25 protein-coding genes are annotated in these 21,512 nt (G+C 38.7%); 23 read left to right on the top strand and 2 right to left on the bottom strand.

The features are described 5' to 3' along the window. The first annotated feature begins 91 nt into the window (after positions 1 to 91). The 11 genes from MWJ95_RS09390 to MWJ95_RS09340 all read left to right on the top strand — a co-directional run bounded on the left by MWJ95_RS09390 (position 92) and on the right by MWJ95_RS09340 (position 12,699). Positions 92 to 907 (top strand): undecaprenyl-diphosphate phosphatase, encoded by an 816-nt coding sequence (locus MWJ95_RS09390; RefSeq protein WP_249073643.1) that lies wholly within the window; start codon positions 92 to 94, stop codon positions 905 to 907. A gap of 863 nt (positions 908 to 1,770) precedes the next feature. Continuing rightward, positions 1,771 to 3,123, top strand: coding sequence for an exodeoxyribonuclease VII large subunit (xseA, locus tag MWJ95_RS09385; protein WP_249105175.1), 1,353 nt, complete (start codon positions 1,771 to 1,773; stop codon positions 3,121 to 3,123). Positions 3,124 to 3,125: 2 nt separating this feature from the next. Beyond that, positions 3,126 to 3,359 carry an exodeoxyribonuclease VII small subunit gene (gene xseB / locus MWJ95_RS09380; protein WP_053483717.1) on the top strand — a complete coding sequence of 78 codons (234 nt, stop codon included), beginning with the start codon at positions 3,126 to 3,128 and terminating at the stop codon, positions 3,357 to 3,359. Between the two features lie 3 nt (positions 3,360 to 3,362). After that, positions 3,363 to 4,244: a polyprenyl synthetase family protein gene (locus MWJ95_RS09375; protein ID WP_249105173.1), complete on the top strand. Its 882-nt coding sequence runs from the start codon at positions 3,363 to 3,365 to the stop codon at positions 4,242 to 4,244. A gap of 163 nt (positions 4,245 to 4,407) precedes the next feature. Beyond that, a complete protein-coding gene (dxs, locus tag MWJ95_RS09370; protein WP_249073646.1) occupies positions 4,408 to 6,309 on the top strand; it encodes a 1-deoxy-D-xylulose-5-phosphate synthase in 1,902 nt (633 codons plus the stop codon). Further along, positions 6,309 to 7,127 (top strand): TlyA family RNA methyltransferase, encoded by an 819-nt coding sequence (locus tag MWJ95_RS09365; protein WP_249073647.1) that lies wholly within the window; start codon positions 6,309 to 6,311, stop codon positions 7,125 to 7,127. The genes dxs and MWJ95_RS09365 overlap by 1 nt, the downstream gene beginning before the upstream one ends. Before the next feature lie 100 nt (positions 7,128 to 7,227). Further along, positions 7,228 to 7,677, top strand: a complete 450-nt coding sequence (gene ahrC, locus MWJ95_RS09360) for a transcriptional regulator AhrC/ArgR (RefSeq protein WP_249073648.1) — start codon at positions 7,228 to 7,230, stop codon at positions 7,675 to 7,677. Positions 7,678 to 7,712: 35 nt separating this feature from the next. Next, positions 7,713 to 9,404, top strand: coding sequence for a DNA repair protein RecN (gene recN, locus MWJ95_RS09355; RefSeq protein WP_249073649.1), 1,692 nt, complete (start codon positions 7,713 to 7,715; stop codon positions 9,402 to 9,404). A gap of 120 nt (positions 9,405 to 9,524) precedes the next feature. Continuing rightward, positions 9,525 to 10,472 carry a SpoIVB peptidase S55 domain-containing protein gene (locus MWJ95_RS09350; RefSeq protein ID WP_249073650.1) on the top strand — a complete coding sequence of 316 codons (948 nt, stop codon included), beginning with the start codon at positions 9,525 to 9,527 and terminating at the stop codon, positions 10,470 to 10,472. Positions 10,473 to 10,797: 325 nt separating this feature from the next. Then, entirely contained in the window at positions 10,798 to 11,589 is a 792-nt protein-coding gene (gene spo0A / locus MWJ95_RS09345; RefSeq protein WP_249073651.1) for a sporulation transcription factor Spo0A, read from the top strand. Positions 11,590 to 11,727: 138 nt separating this feature from the next. Further along, a complete protein-coding gene (locus MWJ95_RS09340) occupies positions 11,728 to 12,699 on the top strand; it encodes a tyrosine-type recombinase/integrase (RefSeq protein WP_249105171.1) in 972 nt (323 codons plus the stop codon). Between the two features lie 674 nt (positions 12,700 to 13,373). On the opposite strand, the gene MWJ95_RS09335 is transcribed toward MWJ95_RS09340, so the two are convergent. Beyond that, positions 13,374 to 14,102 carry a hypothetical protein gene (locus tag MWJ95_RS09335; protein WP_249105168.1) on the bottom strand — a complete coding sequence of 243 codons (729 nt, stop codon included), beginning with the start codon at positions 14,100 to 14,102 and terminating at the stop codon, positions 13,374 to 13,376. Positions 14,103 to 14,196: 94 nt separating this feature from the next. Further along, positions 14,197 to 14,439: a helix-turn-helix domain-containing protein gene (locus MWJ95_RS09330; protein ID WP_249105166.1), complete on the bottom strand. Its 243-nt coding sequence runs from the start codon at positions 14,437 to 14,439 to the stop codon at positions 14,197 to 14,199. Positions 14,440 to 14,550: 111 nt separating this feature from the next. On the opposite strand from MWJ95_RS09330, the gene MWJ95_RS09325 reads away from it, so the two are divergent. The 12 genes from MWJ95_RS09325 to MWJ95_RS09270 all read left to right on the top strand — a co-directional run bounded on the left by MWJ95_RS09325 (position 14,551) and on the right by MWJ95_RS09270 (position 21,510). Next, on the top strand, positions 14,551 to 14,808 hold the full coding sequence (locus MWJ95_RS09325; protein ID WP_249105164.1) for a hypothetical protein: 258 nt from the start codon (positions 14,551 to 14,553) through the stop codon (positions 14,806 to 14,808). 1,162 nt (positions 14,809 to 15,970) lie between these two features. Beyond that, complete coding sequence (locus MWJ95_RS09320) at positions 15,971 to 16,456, top strand: helix-turn-helix domain-containing protein (protein WP_249105162.1); 486 nt, start codon at positions 15,971 to 15,973, stop codon at positions 16,454 to 16,456. A 243-nt stretch (positions 16,457 to 16,699) separates the two neighbouring features. Next, positions 16,700 to 17,614, top strand: a complete 915-nt coding sequence (locus MWJ95_RS09315) for a hypothetical protein (RefSeq protein WP_249105160.1) — start codon at positions 16,700 to 16,702, stop codon at positions 17,612 to 17,614. A gap of 69 nt (positions 17,615 to 17,683) precedes the next feature. Continuing rightward, a complete protein-coding gene (locus MWJ95_RS09310; RefSeq protein WP_249105158.1) occupies positions 17,684 to 17,884 on the top strand; it encodes a helix-turn-helix domain-containing protein in 201 nt (66 codons plus the stop codon). A gap of 76 nt (positions 17,885 to 17,960) precedes the next feature. Beyond that, the gene (locus MWJ95_RS09305) at positions 17,961 to 18,113 is read left to right on the top strand and encodes a hypothetical protein (RefSeq protein WP_249105157.1); all 153 of its coding nucleotides are present in this window, start codon (positions 17,961 to 17,963) and stop codon (positions 18,111 to 18,113) included. Then, the gene (locus MWJ95_RS09300) at positions 18,094 to 18,672 is read left to right on the top strand and encodes an HNH endonuclease (protein ID WP_249105155.1); all 579 of its coding nucleotides are present in this window, start codon (positions 18,094 to 18,096) and stop codon (positions 18,670 to 18,672) included. Before MWJ95_RS09305 ends, MWJ95_RS09300 begins: the two co-directional genes overlap by 20 nt. Before the next feature lie 325 nt (positions 18,673 to 18,997). Next, positions 18,998 to 19,171 (top strand): hypothetical protein, encoded by a 174-nt coding sequence (locus MWJ95_RS09295; RefSeq protein WP_249105153.1) that lies wholly within the window; start codon positions 18,998 to 19,000, stop codon positions 19,169 to 19,171. Beyond that, the gene (locus MWJ95_RS09290; RefSeq protein ID WP_249105151.1) at positions 19,172 to 19,597 is read left to right on the top strand and encodes a calponin homology domain-containing protein; all 426 of its coding nucleotides are present in this window, start codon (positions 19,172 to 19,174) and stop codon (positions 19,595 to 19,597) included. It abuts the gene before it with no gap. Continuing rightward, positions 19,587 to 20,276 (top strand): hypothetical protein, encoded by a 690-nt coding sequence (locus MWJ95_RS09285; protein ID WP_249105149.1) that lies wholly within the window; start codon positions 19,587 to 19,589, stop codon positions 20,274 to 20,276. Before MWJ95_RS09290 ends, MWJ95_RS09285 begins: the two co-directional genes overlap by 11 nt. 2 nt (positions 20,277 to 20,278) lie before the next feature. After that, positions 20,279 to 20,698: a hypothetical protein gene (locus MWJ95_RS09280; RefSeq protein WP_249105147.1), complete on the top strand. Its 420-nt coding sequence runs from the start codon at positions 20,279 to 20,281 to the stop codon at positions 20,696 to 20,698. 83 nt (positions 20,699 to 20,781) lie between these two features. Continuing rightward, complete coding sequence (locus MWJ95_RS09275; RefSeq protein ID WP_249105146.1) at positions 20,782 to 21,069, top strand: vWA domain-containing protein; 288 nt, start codon at positions 20,782 to 20,784, stop codon at positions 21,067 to 21,069. Between the two features lie 3 nt (positions 21,070 to 21,072). Beyond that, on the top strand, positions 21,073 to 21,510 hold the full coding sequence (locus MWJ95_RS09270) for an HK97 gp10 family phage protein (protein WP_249105144.1): 438 nt from the start codon (positions 21,073 to 21,075) through the stop codon (positions 21,508 to 21,510). Positions 21,511 to 21,512 lie beyond the last annotated feature (2 nt).

The following is a 21,512-nucleotide window of genomic DNA, read 5'->3' as shown; positions in this document are numbered from 1 at the left end:
TTTTACTTTCTAGGTATTCTTTAAGAACTTTCCCATTGCCTTCAACGTCTAATGTAACGTTTGGGTCATACATATTAATAGGGAGGTTTTTATGGAAAACATAGATTTAATACTTATAATCAAACATATCATGATCGGTCTTGTACAAGGATTTACTGAGCCAATTCCTGTATCATCGAGCGGACATGTTATGATTGCTAGCGAAATTCTTGGTCTTGGTGAGCAAGGTTTTACGTTTGCTATTTTAACGAACACAGCTTCGTTACTAGCGATTGTCTATATTTATCGAGAGGATATTGTCCGACTCATTACAAACTTTTTCCTTTATCTTAAAACACGAAAGAATCGTTATAGAGCAGATTTCCGTTTTTCCGTATTCATTGTGATTGGTTCTATTCCAGCGGGCATTTTAGGTGTTTTATTAAGTGATGTTATTGCGGAAAATGTTAGTATGACTACGATTGCACTAATGCTATTTGTGACAGGTATTGCCCTATGGCTAATCCGTAATATGCGTGGTACGAAAAGGGATGCGGATTTGACTGCGAAAGATGCCATCATCGTAGGTCTGGGTCAAGCTGTGGCATTAACACCTGGTATTAGTCGTTCAGGCGCAACGATTATTTCAGCCATTGCAGTTGGTATGAAGCAGGAAACGGCTTTGCGATTTTCCTTCATGCTTTATATTCCTGTAAGTCTTGGTGGGGTTGTCCTTGGGATTTCCGACTTTTTAGATGAGCCAAATAAAGGAGCTTTAGCAATTCCCTATGCTGCGACATTTATTGCGACTTTATTTATGACTTATTTTGCAATGCGTTGGTTTATGGGAATCATGAAAAGTGGCAAGCTTAGCTACTTTACATATTATTGCTTCCTTGTAGGTACGCTTCTATTAATATTTTATTAATTTAAAAAGCCTCGTAACTTTCGTTTTAGTTGTGAGGCTTTTTTGTTGTTGAAAAAATGAACGTCACTTTGCCTGTCTTACCGTCGACGAGGCTGCTATTACCGTCGCTCAAGCGATACAATCCGTTACTTCGCCTAATTTATCCGTCGTTCAGACTAAACTTACCGTCGCTTTTGAATCAATCCGTCGCTCAAGCGATACAATCCGTCACTTCGCCTGATTTATCCGTCGTTCAGACTAAACTTACCGTCTCTTTGGAATCAATCCGTCGCTCAAGCGATACAATCCGTCACCTCGCCTAATTTATCCGTCGTTCAGACTAAACTTACCGTCGCTTTGGAATCAATCCGTCGCTCAAACGATACAATCTGTCACTTCGCCTAATTTATCCGTCGTTCAGACTAAACTTACCGTCGCTTTGGAATCAATCCGTCGCTCAAGCGATACAATCCGTTACTTCGCCTAATTTATCCGTCGTTCAGACTAAACTTACCGTCGCTTTGGAATCAATCCGTCGCTCAAGCGGTACAATCCGTCACTTCGCCTGATTTATCCGTCGTTCAGACTAACCTTACCGTCGCCCCGGAATCAATCCGTCGCTCAAACGATACAATCCGTTACTTCGCCTAATTTATCCGTCGCTCAAGCACCCAGTCGGAATGGAAATCAACCCCTCGTTTTGTCGAAAAGCAATACTTTATTTTATACGACGTCTTAAGATGTGTTATAGTAAAGTTTTCAATACTATGAAAGACAGTCGTTTTTTCTAGCGAAACTGCATTTTGACACGTCAGGAGTACTAAAAAATGTTATGATAGGTGTAGTTTTGTGAAAAACTTGATTTTAGTAAAGGAGCCGGAAAAATGTCATCTGCTTCTTATTTAACTGTAAAAGCATTAACAAAATATATTAAACGGAAATTTGATGCTGATCCGCATTTACGTGAAGTCTATGTAAAGGGTGAGCTATCCAATGTCAAGATTCATCAATCAGGGCATATTTACTTTACATTAAAGGATGATGGAGCACGAATTGCTGCTACCATGTTTAAAACGGCAGCCACAAAATTAGAGTTTGAACCAAAGGAAGGTATGCAAGTATTTATCCGCGGGGATGTAAACGTTTACGAAGGCTACGGTACCTATCAATTATATGTACAGGAAATGCAACCAGATGGTATTGGTAGCTTGTTTGTTGCCTTTAACCAGCTGAAAGAGCAGTTACAAAAAGAAGGGCTTTTTAAACCTGAGTGGAAACAACCGATTCCAAGGTTTCCAGTTAAAATTGGTGTTTTAACGTCGACAACTGGTGCAGCCATTCGAGATATTTGTACAACATTAAAGAGACGCTACCCGCTTGCTGAAGTTTTCATTTATCCAACCCTTGTGCAGGGAGCACAGGCAGCACCAAATATAGTTCACAATATTGAGCGCGCAAATAACGATGCGAGTTGCGATGTATTAATTGTTGGGCGGGGCGGTGGATCGATTGAGGATTTATGGGCATTTAACGAGGAAGCAGTTGCACGAGCGATTTTTGGAAGCCGAATCCCGATTATTAGTGCAGTAGGTCATGAAACTGATACGACGATAGCGGATTATGTGGCAGATTTGCGCGCGCCGACGCCAACAGCAGCAGCTGAAATGGCTGTACCTGATCAACAAGATTTATTTCAACGGGTGCTTACACAAAAATCACAACTACATCAAATCGTAAGAGCGCAACTTATAACAGAACGGCAACGTCTAAATAAGCTCCAACAATCGTATCCGTTGTCAATGCCAGAACGCCTATATCGTCCATTTACGGAAAGGCTAGCACAACTTGAATCAGGATTACAAAAAGCAATGCAGGTCGATTTGATGAAGAAAACAGCGCAGTTTCAAAAATTACATAGTGCGGTAGAGCAGCACTCACCAAAAAAGGCACTAGCTTTCCATCAACGAGAGCTAGAAACGCACGTCCAACAATTAACTCGTGCTGCAACGCATTATGTAACAAAGCAAAAACAACAATTTGAGGCAAATGTCAGAACTTTAGAGGCATTGAATCCGCTTGCCATTTTAACTAGGGGCTTCACGGTAGCTTATAAAGATCATCAAATGTTAAAATCATCAGCTGATGTTAAGCCACAAGACCAATTAACGCTTTCCTTCCATGATGGGAAAGTTATTGCGGATGTGGTAAAGATCTTGCCGAAAAATGAGGGGGAATAATTGTGGCAGAGAAACAACAAACTTTTGCAGATGCAATGACGGCACTTGAAGAAATTGTCCGCCAGCTAGAGCAGGGTGATGTACCGCTAGAAAATGCGATTGATTTATATAAACAAGGTATGGAACTATCCCAATTTTGTCATAGCAAGCTGCAACATGCTGAGGAACAGTTAATTTCTATTGTCCAAGAGACAGGTGAAACGACAGCATTTGATCCATTAAAGGGAGAGAATTAAGAAATGAACGAGCAATTAAAACATTTTATTGAAAGCAACATACCACAAGTTGAAGCTGAAATGTTTACACTAGTTGAGAAAATTGATGCACCTGTCAATTTAAAAGAATCCATGCTTTATTCATTAAAAGCTGGAGGTAAACGTATTCGTCCTCTTTTCGTATTGGCGGTGCTTGAATTATATAATAAGAATTTAAAGGATGGTTTAACTGTAGGATCAGTCATTGAAATGATCCATACGTATTCGTTAATCCATGATGATTTACCAAGTATGGATAATGATGATTTCCGTAGAGGTAAGCCAACAAATCATAAAGTATATGGCGAGGCATTAGCGACACTAGCAGGAGATGCATTGAATACACTGGCGTTTGGCATTTTAGCACGCATGGATGTATCAGCAGAAAAACGCATTGAACTGGTTAATCTTTTAAGTAAAGCAGCTGGTGCAGAAGGTATGGTTGGGGGGCAAGTACTCGATATGGAAGGTGAGAAGCGTCAGCTAAACTTAGCTGAGCTAGAGCATGTCCATATCAATAAAACAGGCGCTCTATTACGATTTAGTATTGAAGCGGGCGCAGTGTTAGCTGATGTAACCCAAGAAAATCGCGAAACTTTAAAGGAATATGCGCATCATATCGGTCTTGCCTTCCAAATTCAAGACGATATTTTAGATATTGAAGGAACAACAGAAGAACTAGGTAAAACTGCAGGTAAAGATGTAGCGAGTGATAAAAGCACATACCCAGCTCTGTTATCTTTAGTTGGGGCAAAAGAAAAGCTTGCCGAGCATTATCAGTATGCCGTTAACGCACTCGATAAATTGGAAGTAGATGCCAGCTTATTGCGTGAGTTTGCAGCCTATATTGTTCATCGTAAAAACTAGGGGAAAAACAAGGCGTTAAAGGTACATAATATGCTAAAATAGTTGAGGGCGTTTGCCGATAAGCAAACAAAAAGTGTTCGTACTTTTAGCATATTAATAACACTGTTATAATAGTGGAAACACAATTACGGTGAATAATTTATTGAAAAGGTGTGTGAGAAAGGTGGATTTAAATAAGATAACTAGTCCAGCCTTTTTAAAAAACTTAGATAAGAAGGGCCTTGAGCAACTAGCACAAGAAATTCGTACCTTCTTAATCGAAAAATGTTCTGTCACAGGTGGTCATATCGGACCGAACCTAGGTGTTGTGGAGCTAACAATTATGCTCCATAAAATGTTTGACAGTCCACAAGATAAGTTTTTATGGGATGTTGGCCACCAAGCTTACGTGCATAAAATTTTGACAGGCCGTGCAAGTCAATTTGATACATTACGTCAGTTCAAAGGGCTTTGTGGTTTTCCAAAGCGTGTGGAGAGTGAACATGATGAGTGGGAGACAGGTCATAGCTCGACATCTTTATCAGCAGCCATGGGTATGGCAGCGGCACGTGATATCAAAAAAGAAAAGAACTTCGTGATACCAATTATTGGAGATGGAGCTTTAACTGGCGGTATGGCGCTTGAGGCACTAAACCATATCGGCCATGCTGAAACAAATATGATTGTTATTTTAAACGATAATGAAATGTCAATCGCTCCAAATGTCGGAGCGTTACACAATGTACTAGGACGTCTTCGTACAGCCAAAGAATATTCAAAAGCCAAAGAAGAAGTGGAATCACTCATTAATAAGATTCCGGTACTAGGTGGTAAGCTTGCTTCAACTGCTGAGCGTTTAAAGGATAGCTTAAAATATTTAGTGGTATCAGGTGTGTTCTTTGAGGAGCTAGGCTTTAAATATCTGGGTCCGATTGATGGACATGATTTTGAAGCGCTTGAGTCAACTTTATCACAAGCTAAAAAAGTAAAAGGCCCAGTGCTCGTTCATGTTATTACGAAAAAAGGTAAAGGCTATAAACCTGCTGAAGATGATACAATTGGTAATTGGCATGGTACAGGTCCTTATAAAATTGAAAACGGTGCGTTTGTAAAGTCAGAGGCGAAAGGCCCAGCTTGGAGTAGTTTGGTTGCTGAGACTGTACGTAAAATTGCTCATGAGGATAAACGTGTTGTCACTATTACCCCTGCAATGCCAGTAGGCTCAAAATTACAAGGTATCCAAAAGGATTTCCCAGAACGTTTCTTTGATGTAGGTATTGCTGAACAACATGCAGCAACGATGGCAGCTGGTCTAGCAACACAAAAAATGAAGCCATTTTTAGCAATTTACTCTACATTCCTTCAACGTGCCTATGACCAAGTGTTACATGATATCGCACGTCCAAACCTCAATGTCTTTATTGGGATTGACCGTGCAGGCTTAGTTGGCGCAGACGGTGAAACACATCAAGGCGTATTTGATATTGCGTTCCTTCGTCATATACCAAATATGACAATTATGATGCCAAAAGATGAAAATGAAGGTCAGCATATGGTGAAAACAGCCATTGAGTATGATGGTGGTCCAATTGCATTACGTTATCCTCGAGGTAATGGGGCAGGCGTTCCGTTGGATGATGAGCTTATGACGTTACCAATTGGTAGCTGGGAAGTGTTACGTGAAGGTAAGGATGCAACGATTTTAACTTTTGGTACGACCATTCCCATGGCATTAGAAGCAGCCAATATTTTGGCGCAGCAAGGAATAGAGATCGAAGTAGTCAATGCACGTTTCATTAAACCGATGGACGAGGATATGCTTCACCGTATATTATCGAACCATAAGCCAATATTGACAATTGAAGAAGCAGTTCTACAAGGTGGTTTCGGTAGTGGTGTATTAGAATTTGCCCATGACCATGGCTATTTAAATGCTATAATCGATCGTATGGGTATCCCTGATCACTTTATTGAGCATGGTAATGTAGACCAGCTTCTCGCTGAAATCCATATGACGGCTGAGGACGCAGCAGCACGTATGCATGTGTTACTTCAACAAAAACAGCAAGTAGGTTTGAATAAATAATGACAAAACATCCAAAAGAACGTGTAGATATTTTACTTGTAGAGCGTGGGCTATGTGAAACACGAGAAAAAGCAAAGCGCTCTATTATGGCAGGGCTTGTTTTTTCGAATGAAACTCGTATCGATAAGGCGGGGGAAAAAATAGCTATAGATGCACCACTACAAGTAAAAGGCTCTGATTTAAAATATGTAAGTCGTGGTGGCTTGAAACTTGAGAAAGCACTACAAATTTTTGATATGTCTGTAGAGGGGAAGCTAATGCTTGACATTGGCTCCTCTACAGGAGGATTTACTGATTGCGCATTACAGCATGGTGCAAGACATTGCTATGCATTAGACGTTGGTTCCAACCAACTAGCATGGAAAATCCGTTCTGATGAACGTGTAACTGTAATGGAAAAAACAAATTTCCGTTATACGACAGCCGCAGATTTAACCGAGGGCTTACCAGACTTTGCAACCATTGATGTCAGCTTTATTTCATTATCGCTTATTTTACCGGTTTTAAAAACATTGTTAATGCCAGGTGGCGATGTAATGGCACTGGTGAAGCCTCAGTTTGAAGCTGGTAAAGAAAATGTCGGTAAAAAAGGCATTGTTCGTGATAAAAAAGTACATCTAGAAGTTTTAGAAAAGACAGCTGCAATGGCGACTGAAGTTGGCTTTGTTGTGAAGGATGCTTCGTTTTCACCAATTACAGGAGGCGAGGGGAATATTGAATTTTTATTCCATTTAGTGAATCCTATTGGTGATGAAGAAATTCCTGCATATACAGCTTTTAATGCACTCGTTGAAGAAGCGCATAGTGCACTAAAATAACACGTGCTCGTTTATAGAGCCGTGTTTTTTCTTGTGCTTTTATGTTTAAAATGGTAGTGTAAATATACAAATAATCAACTATTTATAAGAGGTGACCAATATGAATAAAGGACAAAGGCATATACGAATTCGGGATATTATTGCCAACCATGAAATTGAAACACAAGATGATTTAGTCGAATTTTTAAAAGATGCAGGCTATAATGTGACACAAGCAACGGTATCACGTGATATTAAAGAACTTCATTTGGTAAAAGTACCTTTACAGGATGGACGCTATAAATATAGCTTGCCCGCAGACCAACGTTTCAATCCTATACAAAAATTACATCGCGCTTTAGCGGATGCTTTTGTTAGTATTGATGGTGCATCGCACTTTTTAGTCATGAAGGCTCTTCCTGGTAATGCCAATGCTATTGCATCACTACTTGATCATTTAGATTGGCCTGAAATTTTAGGTACTATTTCTGGAGACGATACTATTTTAATTATTTGTCGTAATGAAGATGAGCGTGAAAATACAAAAAATCGCTTATTAGAAATGCTATAAAATAGTAGGGTAATTTGATACAGAGGTGACAATTTGTGTTAAGAGAGCTTAGTATTCGAAACTTTGCCATCATTGAGGATTTAACAGTTAGTTTTTCAGATGGTTTAACTGTTTTAACAGGTGAAACAGGTGCAGGAAAATCAATTATTATCGATGCGGTGCATTTACTTGCTGGCGGTCGAGGAAATACCGAATTTATTCGTCATGGAGCTAAAAAAGCTGAATTAGGTGGTTTATTTCAAATTTCTAGTTCTGGGCATCCTGTACATAAGAAACTTGAAGAGGCAGGCATTGAAATTGAAGAAGATGCCATTATTTTGCGCCGTGATTTAAATGACACGGGAAAAAGTGTTTGTCGAGTAAACGGTAAACTTGTGCCATTATCTGTGTTACGTGATATTGGATCTAGTCTCATCGATATTCATGGACAACATGAAAATCAAGAACTTATGGATGAGAAACAACATATCTATTTACTTGACCATTTTGCTGAGGAACAACTTACACCTATTCAAGATTTGTACAGTTCTAAATATGATGAGTATCGTTCACTAAAAAAAGAATTAGCTTCGATTTCAATCGATGAACAGTTAATGGCGCAACGTATTGATTTGTACCAATTCCAAATGAAAGAGCTGGAGGATGCCAATTTAAAACTTGGCGAGGAAGATGAGCTACTTGATGAACGTCGCCGTCTTATGAATTTTAATAAGATTTTCGAACGCTCGAGTGCAGCTTATGAAGCTATTCAAGGAGAATCAAAAGGCCTTGATTGGATTGGCAATGCAATGGGAGCCTTAGAGGATGCTGCGACTGTTGACGAGCAATTTAAAGAAGCGTCAGAATCTGTCACGACTGCATTTTATGCATTGCAGGATGCTGCTTACCAGGTCAAAAATGTGTTGGACGAATTAGAATTTGATCCAGCCCGATTGAATGAAGTTGAGCAACGTTTAGCATTATTACAAAATTTAAAGCGCAAATATGGCACAACAGTTGAAGAAATTTTAGCGTATTACGATAAAATTAAAACGGAGCTAAATGAGCTCTTAAATCGAGACGAAATTTTGCAAGTAAAAGAACGAAAAGTACTGGAATTAGAAGCCATACTAAATGAGCATGCTGCAGAACTTTCTTCTGTTCGAAAAGATGCTGCACATAATTTAAGTGAAGCTATTATGGCCGAACTACGTGAATTACATATGGAAAAAGCAAAATTTATTGTTAATTTTGATGAATTGCCTTACTTTGATGCGAATGGTAAAGACCAAGTCATTTTTTATATTTCTACAAATGTAGGCGAACCGCCAAAATCTTTACCGAAAATTGCTTCTGGTGGGGAATTATCGCGTATGATGCTTGCATTAAAGACGATATTCTCTTCCTCTAATGGTATAACATCCATTATTTTTGATGAGGTAGATACTGGTGTAAGTGGTCGTGTAGCGCAAGCAATTGCAGAAAAAATTGCAGCAATATCCGTAAACTCTCAAGTTTTATGTATTTCGCATTTACCGCAAGTGGCAGCGATGGCCGATCATCATTATTTTATTAAAAAAGAAGTTGAGCATGATCGAACATTTACGTCATTGCTGGAGATAGATACGGACGCTCGTATTGAAGAAGTAAGTCGCATGATATCTGGAGCAGAAATTACAGATCTAACTTTGCAGCATGCAACAGAGCTTTTAAAAATGGCGAATGAACGAAAAAAACAAATGAGATAGCGAAAGAACCAGAAACAGCTCGTTGTTTCTGGCTTTTTTCTTTTTACGCAAATATTTACCGCTTATAAGAACGCCACAACAACACATAGTAAAAAGACAAAAATAAAAAGGAGGTGTCGTATGTATCGTCGTTGGCGTCAATTTGTCATTTTGCCTATGCTCATCGTTTTATTATTCATGCCCGTAAAGGCTTTTGCCGCAAAAAAGCTAATTCCGATGGGCGAAGCAATTGGTATTCAATTGCAGCTATCACATGTATTTGTAGCGCATGATGTGCTATTAGCTTCCAATCAGTGGATGAAAGGAGGCGCTGTAATTGAAAAAATAAATGATATTACAGTAAAAACGCTTTCAGATGCTAAAAAGGCTGTTAATCGCGAAGGACAACAGAAATGGACGATAAAAAGTGAAGGAAAAGAAATAACACTTAATTTACAAGAGCAAGAAGCAGAACATGTTATTTCCTTTCTAAAAGATGAAACAGATGGAGTAGGAACATTGACATACATTGATCCCGAGACAAAAAATTACGGAGCATTAGGCCACCAAATCGTTGATTCAACCCTACAAGAAGCCCCTATTTTCCATGCTGGCTCCATTTTCTTAGCTTCGATTCAACAAATTCGTAAAAGCATACCGGGTCAACCTGGCTATAAAATATCCTCCATTGAAAAACATCAGGATCGATTAGGGAGTATAGATAAAAATACAGTTTATGGAATTTTCGGTCGTTGGGAAGACGGTTACCAACAAAGATTGCCTAAAGCAATTGAAATTATGCATGAAAAAGATATAAAAACAGGGAAGGCTGAAATCTATACTGCGATAGAGGGCAGCAAGGTGGAAACCTTTTCAATTGAAATTATAAAGGTCGAAAATGAACGACTTGAATTCATAGTAACTGACAAAAAGCTCATTGAAAAAACAGGTGGTATTTTGCAGGGAATGAGTGGCAGTCCTATCATTCAAGACGGTCGTTTTGTAGGTGCAGTTACACATATGTTCGTGGAGGAGCCAACAAAAGGAGCAGCCCTTACGGTAGCGGAAATGTTAAAAAAATCTTCATAAACAGAAGGAGCTGCCAAATGGTAGCTCCATTCTTTCATGAAAATATGTCGTTCACCATGTATTTCATTTATTTATGAAGCGATTAGCGATACTTAAAAAAAACTGTAGTTTTATCTCCATTTTTTCACTAAAATAAATGGTATAAGCTTAAGAAGCTTTGCAGGTATTTATCATAACTTGTCGATATAAAAAGAAAGTATCGGACTACATACTCATTTTTGGAAATAGAAAAGGTTTTTAAAACAAAAATGTCGAAAATTCCAAAGTGTGCAAAAAATGCATTAGGGGATAAGTGACGCTTTGAGGAGCAGAAGGAGGAATTTAAATGACAAAGGTTAAAGTTGCGATTGCAGATGATAATCGTGAGTTATTAAAAACAATGGAGCAGTATTTTCAAGGACATCCTGAAATTGAAATAATTGCAACAGCTTCAAATGGGAAAGTTTGCTTGCAAATGCTAGAGGAGTTCACTCCAGATATTTTACTTCTAGATATAATCATGCCACATCTTGATGGGTTAGCTGTTTTAGAGTCGATGTATCAGAATGAACGTATGTCTTCAGTTCAAGTGATCATGTTAACTGCATTCGGTCAAGAAGATGTCATGAAACAAGCTGTAGACTTAGGGGCTTCTTATTTCATGCTAAAGCCATTTGAATTTGACCAATTGGTTCAAAAGATTTTACATTGTGCTGGACAGAAGGCTACACTTCCTAAAAAGACAAGTGTTTTACAACCAGCGGCACCTCAAAAATTAAATCAACATCAATTAGATAGCACGATTACAGCCATCATTAAAGAAATCGGCGTTCCTGCACATATTAAAGGTTACTCTTATTTGCGAGAAGCTATTCAGATGGTGTTTGAAGATATCGAGTTATTGGGCTCTGTGACGAAAATTTTATATCCGGAAATCGCTAAAAAATTCAACACAACGCCATCACGAGTTGAACGTGCGATTCGTCATGCCATTGAAGTCGCATGGAATCGAGGCAATTATGAATCGATTTCGTCGATGTTTGGGTATACAGTACACCATTTAAAATCAAAGCCGACAAATAGCGAATTCATCGCCATGATCGCTGACAAGATTCGCATTGATATGATGGCGAGTTAATCGCGGTATATCAAGGTTTGTAGCGATTGGCTTAGCGGAGAATGATCGGTAAATCTAAATTAGATAACGCTTATATAGCGAAAAATATAACGCCTTTTTAGACAGTTTGCGCCGACTGTTTGAGGGGGCGTATTTTTTATGTCTATAAGTCCGTTTTTAATCGAAGTTGACCGTTATATGTTGGATTGTTCCGCAAAAGGTCTTTCGCCTAAAACGCTAAAATCGTATGAGCAAACGCTTAGACTATTCGCAAGGTATCTTTTCGATAACTTCGAAATAGATGATGTTAAAAGCGTTAAGGCAGAGCATGTACGAGCCTATATTCGTTCAATCGAAGAAAGGGGTAAGTTCGAGGTAAGCGCCGATGAAACACCTGTAAACTATCCAGAACGACGTGGTGATTTTGGCAAGCCGGTCAGTAAAACGACAATAGCGAATTATGTGCGAAACATAAAAGCGTTTTATTCGCATTTATATTCAGAACAACTTATTCGCAGCAATCCTTTGAAGGATTTAAAGAATGTTAAACCGGAGCGAAAAATCAAAGTTATGCTCGAAGATAATGAATTAAAACAGTTTTTCCGTTCTTTCGACGTTACGAAATTCGATCAGTATCGCGACTGGGTAATTGCGCGATTAATTTTTGATACTGGTGCTAGAATAGGAGAATTGTTGGAAGTTGTAGTGTCTGATATTGATTTGCGAGGCAATGCGTTGTTATTACGAAAGACAAAAAACAGCAAGCAACGTTTCGTTTACTACTCTGAAAAGACGCGCAAACATCTTAGGTCATGGCTAGCATACAAGGATCGATATTCAGATAGCTCTTATGTCTTTCCGACGAATAGAGGAACTAAATTACGGATTGAGGGAGTCGAGCGTTCATTTAGACTCCGTAGTAAAGATGTCGGGTTACAGGTGACACCTCATTTGCTCAGAAATAATTTTGCAAAAAGGTATTTAGTTAATGGTGGTGATTTAGCGACGTTATCTCGTTTGCTTGGACATGCCAGCGTTGATATTACTGCTCAAATTTATTTAGATTTTGCTGATAAGGAAGTGATGAAGAAGTACCGACAGCATAGTCCGTTAGAGAACTTAAATATTTAAATAGAAAAAAGCCGCTAGTGTTGACGCACTAACGACTCTTAAAACGATTACACTAATTGCCTGGCAGCGTTAGTGTTCACTCACAACTGAATATGAGCGATGATATGCCTTCATTTTACTCGAAAAAAACGTAAAATGCAAAGGTCTAGTTTCCTATTGCCTTTTTTAGGAACGCTCACTGACGAGAAGCCGTTAAGCGTCATTAAAAAACACGTCAGGTTACGCCGAGCCAACGCATTAAATTCGGCTAGGACACAATAAGCGAGTTCCTTGTTTTTCGTAGTGTCTGAATGTGGTTGACGCACATATTTGGTCAGGAGTGGAAGGTCTGAGTGGCTACGGTCACGCAGGGTACACGATATATTGTAATTGTTGCCGAGTTCCTCATAACAGTAGGATAAGCATTTACGATACATGCAAGAGGCGTGTAGACGGATTACAAGACGTTTCGGGGGCAGAAGTAGAAACTACGTGTATCGATTCGAAAGGATCACGATTAAACAAGGGCATACAATACGGATACCTTAATTGAGGATTCATGAAAAATCGGCTGTCTATGTTAGTTGATTCTTTTTTTTGAATCGCTAACGTAGGCAACCGAAATCAGCGCCAAGCCGTTTTCCTTATCTCGGCTTCATGGTGAGAAGATAGGAAAATTATGTCAATGATATATTTTAATCTACCCACAAATTTTCTAATGAATATGTATCATAAGGATTAATATTATGTAAAATGAGATGTTTTTCTAAATTATCAATACCTACATCAATTAAAGTATTCAAGAAATTAAGAGGATAACAAATTACGAAATATTTATCGCTTACTGAAATTTTATCATCTAAAGAATCTATATAAGTAAAAGGAACATAATGTGGTTGTTCATATTTGAACATTTCGGTTGTACCTAGACTTCTAGCTTCGTGCACTAAAGCATTTCTATAGCGCCATATCAATTCACCGTGAGTGAAAAGATTTATTTTTTTTCCGTTAATATTTCCTTGTGAAGATGGAATGAAACTATTAATGGTTTCAACAGTAGGGTCGATCGAAAATGGTACTGGAGTAGACTTAGGGAATTCTGAGAGAGTTTCATTAATGTATGTAATTAAATTGGAGTACAATGTTATATTTAAAGAATCTATTTTATCCATATAATATTTTAATTGTTGAATACTAACCCTATCATACTCTTCCCACATACAAAAATCACTTATGAAATTTATAAATTTATTTTTATTACTTTCACCTGGATAGACAGTTTTTGAGAGTGTTTCTATAAGGCTAAATAATAAAGTTTTTTTATGATTTACAATAAAAGATGTCCCGTTTATTTCTATAATAGATTTGTGTACGCTTTTCATGGAATCAATATAAAATTTTATATTTGTTTTGATGTCCGACATTAAATCATCTCCTAACCTAATATTTACGTTATTACATTATATTACAAGAATATAAAAGTATCGTCCTTATAAAGTAATAAAACAGCGCAGCCAATTAGTCGGCTTGCGCTTTTTCTTCGTCTACTTCTACAAAATCAATTATCTCAGTAATATTCTCAATCCCCAAAGTCTCAGCGATCCTCTCGATGTGTCCGAAGTTGATATTTCTTCTTTTACCATTATTCAATTCGCTTAATGCTGCGTGTCTTATATCGCACATTTCCGCCAATTTCCTTAATGATTTAACCTCGTACTTTTCAATTAAGTAATCAATTTTAATAACCACTTGCTTAGCCATTTAAAATTCCTCCTAAAATATACTTGACGTTACGCAATAGCGTACCATATAATAATAGCAGAAGTGGTACTTATATGCGTACCAAAAATATATTTATGGGAGGTTGTTTTTATGAACACACAAACACAAATCATTGAGATTGAGCCAGGCTTTAATTATGAAGTAGTAAGAACCGAAATTTTCGCCGGAGTACATTTAGAAGTCTATAAGCAACTAGGTTATGCAGATGAAGCAACATTACACATCGGAGATAATGAAGTTCATTTTTCTTGGACCGATGAATCAGCTGCGTTATTTGCTGAACTAGACACGTGCGAACCTGTCGAACTACTAGCGATTCTAGCGCAGGCTCCTAGATTGTTAGCTTAATACGTAGTTTACTACGGTATCGGACGCTGATAGTGGATAATACGGAATTTGCTACAGATGATAATTTTGCAGACGTAAAGGCACGTCTTACTTGCCACGACGGTTGGATAGTTGGCGATATTCAACGCTGAGTGAAGGCGGTCGGAGCGTAAATAGACGGATTCTATTGCGCTACTACATCAGAGTATCGGCAAATGCTCACAGATTAAACAGCAGTATTGCAAACGGTATTTAGCGGTTTCACCAAGTTACACATACAGGCGGCTTTATAATGATTTAAACTAGCGGAGTGGTTGGCGACATTCCGTTAACATAGAGAGAATTGACGAACTAGCTTCTTATATATGACGGTCCTCATGCTGCAACGTGATGGCCGTTATTTTTTATAACTTCGATATAGTTCGTAGGTATTTTGGATTGTTTTAAGAAAAAGTGATATCGAAATGAAAGGTTTAGTGTGCTATTAAAGGTAGGGAGGTTGTTAAACATTGTTGATTTATTTTCCTTGAAAGTGTGCGAAACTCATTTTTTATGTATATAAGCTTAGTAGGGACGGTTCAGCATTGAAATTTTATTTTAACGAAAGTGCGACAAACGGAATTTTAATGGATATAAGAGTAGTAGGAAGAGGTTTTTCTTTAAAAGTGATATCAAATTTAGCTTTTTACTCGGTACTTAATAATAGGAGAATGTTTTTTCTGCAAATTGTCCCAAAACACGACGTTTTAGTGTGCTGGATATAGTAGAACTAAAATTTTATAAAAAGTGATATCAAATTGGATGTTTTGCCGAGGATTAAGTAATAGGGAGGAAATTATCAGAAACATGTCCGAAACTGAATTTTTATTCGGGTATATAAAGTAGTAGGCAAACTTTTTTAACGGAAGTGTTAACAGAATTTGATTTTAGTAGGCTAAATAAAGTAGGGAGAAATTTTTAAAACGTGATATCAATTAAGGGTTTTAGTCTGCTATGTAAAGTAGGGGAGTATTTTTTACGAAAAGTGATATCAAAATTCTATTTTACCGAGCACTACAAAGTAGGAATTATTTTTGAAATGTTGTCCCAAAAAGAATCATTTTACTGGGGATATATAGTAGGAGGCAATTCCGTCGCTCAATCGGCGTTTATACACCAAATAAAAACTAAAGGAGACGATATTATGACAGAACAAAAGCAGACAATTGATGAACAAAAAGTATTGCCTTTTAAATACGATGCTGGTTGGACTGGAGTTCCTAACGCAATATTCGAATTATATTCATTTCATCCGAAATTTACAGGTGCAACACTACGAGTCTATCTGTATTTATTGCACCGTTTTAATCATACGGAGGGATACGCTTGGCCAACGCAGGATCAAATAGCTGATGCATTGTGCGTAAGTAGGAGTACCGTTGTGACTGCTATCAGCACGCTGAAAGAATTGGATTTAATCTTAGTAAATCGTAATCCTACTTATGATAATGACGTGTACTTCTTCAAGCGTCCTATTTCGAATCGTACAGCATTTGACCACAGGTTTCCAGATGCGTTAGCGAAGCGAATTAAACATGAAAGATCGCGTCTTGCTGATATTCAACAAAGACATGAGCGTAAGCAGGCATTTGAAAAGATACAAGCTGCAGCCAGGGATGGGTTGTTATGATGCTCATATTTTACGATGTGTAATTATTACTTTGCAGTGGTGCAATATTTGTACCGTATTAATACTTACTTACTAAGACTTACGTATAAAGACTTAAAACATTTAGCGCTCATTAATGCTTAAAAGAGTGCATTAATAAACGCTATCTATCACTCTCATATATTAGTGATGGTATTTAAAAGAGCATGAACAAAAAATACAACGCGTGGTTAAATTTTCACACCACTAAATGGAGGCCAGCCAATGACGAAAGCAGTCGCAGCTAAACTAAGAAAAGCGGGTCGTGCATTAATAGAAATCGCAGAAGCAGAAGGTATTCCGATAACGTATGGAAATGTATATCCTGGTTCTGTTTTCGTAGAAAAGATTCTAAAAGCCCGACATAAACCGTTGTATAGTAAAGATTTTCCGAAGCCGAAAAAGCCGTCTATCCTAGAACGGTTTGCGAATGTTGATGAGGTGTATTTAAAGCGTGCGCCAAAAGGTTCGTTGGAATATGATGCGTTGCAGAGAGTGAAGAAATCGGAAAGCGCCGAGCAAGAAAAGGCCCGCATATGTCCGCCTGTTACGGATCGCTCGTACGTCGAACGCTCTGACTTTACGTTGCATGACTTATATAACGATACTCGATCGGTCATGGAGTGGTACAGTGTCGCTACTTACTTGATACGTTTGCTGATTTTCGGAAGTGCTGCGTTATCTACGTATACTGACCGTTTGGATTGGGATTATTACAGAAGCGAGCGTAAGAAATTCCGAGGTTGCCGTTACAAATACTGCTTAAATATGTTTCCGATTGAAGGCGATAATATCCGCCAGGGAGATTCTAAACGAACGGATAGTCGTTATTGCTGTGATACTTGCCGAAAAGCAGATTTTGACGCTACGGAGCGATATAAAAAGCATGGCTCATATTTACCTGTCTATTTCTACGTCGAGCAGACCGCTGAACATATTGGGGACACGGCTAGGATGCGTGAGGTAGCGAAACCTATCAAAGCAATTGAACGAAGGAATGCGAAAGGAATAGCCACGTCACCGATGAAAGGTAAACGACGAGAATGTGCTAAAAAGCCTGAATTTAAGCCGTTTTTAACTGTAAATATTGCCTCTGGTGAAGTGAAATATGCGTCGGAAAATCCCCTATATAGGTATTAAGGGCGGTTTAAGCCCGCATTTATTTTTAGAGTATTGGTAAGCAAATGATATCAAAGGGAGGGAAACGATATGACAGGTGAGCAGCTACGAGATTTACGTTTAGCTTTATCTATGTCTCAAAGAAAGTTTGCTGAATTGGTGGGTGTTGGAAATAGTACTATCGCAAGAATTGAGAGCGGATCGCAGACAATGAGCTTATTAACTCGAGCTAAAATAGTGCGAAAAATGCAATTGGATGAAAGTTTATTTATTTTTGTCGACAATCAATAAATTAGAACATAAATATCCATATTTACATGTTATCACATAAGAAGTCAAAAGTAAAGCCTTTAGTGGAGGTGAGCGAGTGAATGAGCGACTACAGCTATTAATCAAATATCTAACAGCTTTAGCAGGAGTACAAGCATCAGGGATCAAGGTGCGTGACGAGATACTTCAAACTATAAAAACGATTGAGGGAGAGATTGAGGGATATGAAGATGGAGAAAACGGAAATTAAGAAAGTATGTAAATTTTGTCATATAGAGAAACCGTTAAGTCAGTTTGAAATGGAGAGACGTAACAGGGACGGATACACAGGTCGTTGTAAGTTGTGTCGTTGTAAAATGCGTAGCCAAAACGGTGAGTATGAGCGTGAGAAATTCAGAAAGCACGAGTATAAGTCTAATACCCCAAGTCATTACACAGATGAAGTCATTCAACGAATGATGTCGGCTACACACTGTGTCTATTGCGGTGGTGAAGGAAATCGAATCAGTGGTGACGCAAACGAGCTTGTAATGGATCATATCTACTATGCGGGTGGCTATGCTGGTAAAAACATCGATGACAATATCGTGGCATGTCACCGTTCATGTAATACATCAAAAGGACGTTTGCATGTTTACGACTACTATCAAACTAGTGAAAAGTTTACAGACGAGTTGTGGCATGAATTCGTTAAACAATTTGCTAGGCGCTTGTTAAAGTATGATCCAAGTGAACAGGAAATCGAAACATGGAAACAGGGCTTTGCGGATGAAGCTGCTGATTTGAGGGTGGTGTCTCCAGCTGACTAACCGAGATTTCGAAGCCTGGCGCATACCTGGCTTTTTCATTTTATACGTAGGTGCCGGTCATAACGAGGCTATTCGGCGCTTGAAACAACGAAAAGGTTATAAAGTCATGGCCACGTACACAGATCGTAAAGGAAAATTGCAGGCGGTGCAATTCAAGATTCCAGACAATTTACATAGGGGTCTTAAAAATGTACTAAAACGGCTCGAAAACGGCGATTATGAGCCTTCCTAATAAATAAGTCGAGGATATATTTTTAAACGCTAGTATCGAAAGAATTGCTTAAATCTATTACCCTATTCAGTCAAACGGAAAGGAGTGACGCTAATGCAGATTTATTACAGTAATGATAACGGAGTGCATTGCGTTTACATCGACGAAGGCGAACGACAGCATCGGATATTTTTACCGCCGGAAGTAGCTACGTTGGATGCTCGATATTTTGTGCAATCAGAGGCAGCTAATTACGTAATTCAACAGCTGTTAAAAGGCGGTGATTAAATGCGCTTTGCCTTGCTATCAATCGTTGACTTGCGAGATATTCCGTTCATATCACTATTAATTTATCAAACGGATGAACTGGGCATATCTAATCTAATTGGCGAAATCTCAAAGCCTTACGACGATGTAGTCGACTTGCTAGACGATTTATATGCGTATGAAATAAACGAGTTGCAGACGGATAGCCAAGTGTTGTATAGAGAATTAATGAGCGCTCAGTATCCAGTGATTTATCGGCGTGAAGTCGAAGGTACAAGCGAGCAGATTACACGTAACGAAGAAATGTTAATCGAATTATTCGAGTTAGACAAGCAAGACGAACAGCCAGCGCCTGTTATTCCTACGTGGCGATTGTGGTGTATCGACAAGTTAGAAAAAGTTATTCAAATTCTAAAAACAAAGGGGATAAAACTAGATGACAATTAAAGTACACGAATACCAACTATTACAAGATTACAGAAAAGAAGGCGCCGAAAGAGCAGCAAAACTAGCGCAGTATCAAGCAGACTTAACAAGCGCTCGCGCATGTTTAAGTGAGTTGCAGACACAATATGAGCATACGTTTACGGAGAGCGTTAAGCATGGTACGGATGAAACTGCTCAACTCTCTAAAATTGACGATGACATTGCGCTACAAAAAGAGGTTGTCAAACGCCGGGAGCGTGACGAGCGTTTAGCACGAGCGGCAATGCCGGAAGGTACAATTTCATCTGTAGATGTAGTAGAGAAATATGAACCCGAATTTGCAGACAAGGTTCAAGCAGAATTTGTAGGGAAAGTAAATCCGAAATTACAACTTGCTCGTGACCTTATTCTTTCGTGTATAGACGACCATAGAGAATATAGAGACGCATATAGCGATATTTACACAGAAATTAGTGATTTGGTGAAAGCTAATCATTCGAGTGGAAAAACTCGTTACATCATGTCGCAAGGTCACCCGACAGAAAACGCTCGAGTTTTTGGTGAGGCTGGAGCGATGAGCGGTGTACGTAGACTGCTAGAGCAAGTGTCGCAACACACACACGGCAACACGCCAAGCGATTATCAATATATTGACGTAGCACCAACAGCGAAAAATACTACTACAAAGGCAGGTAAATAATAATGAGTAAATATAATGAACAATTAGCAATTTTTGAAGCTAAAAAAGCGGGCCAAGGCAAAGTAGTTAATGTACAAATTTTAGAAAGAGGCTTGAAAGAAAAATTAACAACAGGTGAGGTAACAGAGCAAGATGTCGAAGTAGCTTTACATGTTGCGAAATCTACAGGCAGTACTAGAGCACGCGCTTTATATAGCAAGGTTAAACGAGCTGCACAACAGTCAGTGGAACAAACAGAAAAGGTAAAAGAAATTGCTAAGGTTGTGGAAAATGAAGTAGCGACAAGTGCAGAAATGGAAGCATTACTTCGACAGGTTGAGCATTTAACTGCGGGTTCAGATTCAGATGAAGCACGTTCATTACTGGATAATGCACGTAAATTACATGCTTTTTCAAAAACAATTGAACAGATGGAGTCTTAAGAAAATTGAAGATGCAAGGCATGACGTTTTAATCGACGTTGTGCCTTTTTCTATTCATAAAAAACGCAAGGGAGATGCGAGAAATGGAAAAATTAACGGCTCAACAACGGTTATTTTTGCGAGCAGGAAGCGTAATTAACGACTATGAACGCAATAACTTCAAGGTTAGCGCAGATGTAGCCTCTCGAGCAGAGGAATTAAAGCCACAACTGTTATACATGGTCAGATACGATAAAAGTTATAGATTTGAGGCGGAGCAGTTTTTAAACGGTTTAGTATTAGCGACTAAACAAGCAAAAGGTCAAAACGTATTAGCAGAGTTTAAGGCGGCATATGAACGGATTAATGCAGCGCTAGAGATGAGGTGTTAAAGTATGGAATTTAGTCTCGACTTATCTCAACTTGAACGAGCATTAAAGAAATCGCCAGAGGCAGTAGGTAAAGCTTTGCTAACTGGGCTTACAGACGTTAAGAACGATTGGCGAGCAGAAGCCGTAGATGCTGCACCTATTGATACCGGGAATCTACGTCGACAAATTCAAACGGAGATATTTACTGGCGCCGATGAGGTTGGAGTAGAAGCTACCGCAAATTCAACCCGAGGTCCAGGAGTATTAACGTCCCAAAAGACAGGACGCAAAAAGCGCAACGATAAGCGATTTAATTACGCGTATTACATCCACGAAGATAAAGGGAACGTACTATCTGGCGAGAAAAAGTTCCTCGACAAGCCTGCGAAAGATAATCAAGATAAGTGGCGCCAATGGCTTGAAAAAGAGCTTGAAGCAGAACTTAGAAAGGCGGGGTGGTAATT

Source organism: Lysinibacillus sp. Bpr_S20, assembly GCF_023337835.1.
Classification (GTDB): Bacteria; Bacillota; Bacilli; order Bacillales_A; family Planococcaceae; genus Lysinibacillus.
Note: the sequence above shows the minus strand (reverse complement) of the source record. Positions and strands in the feature narration are given on the sequence as shown.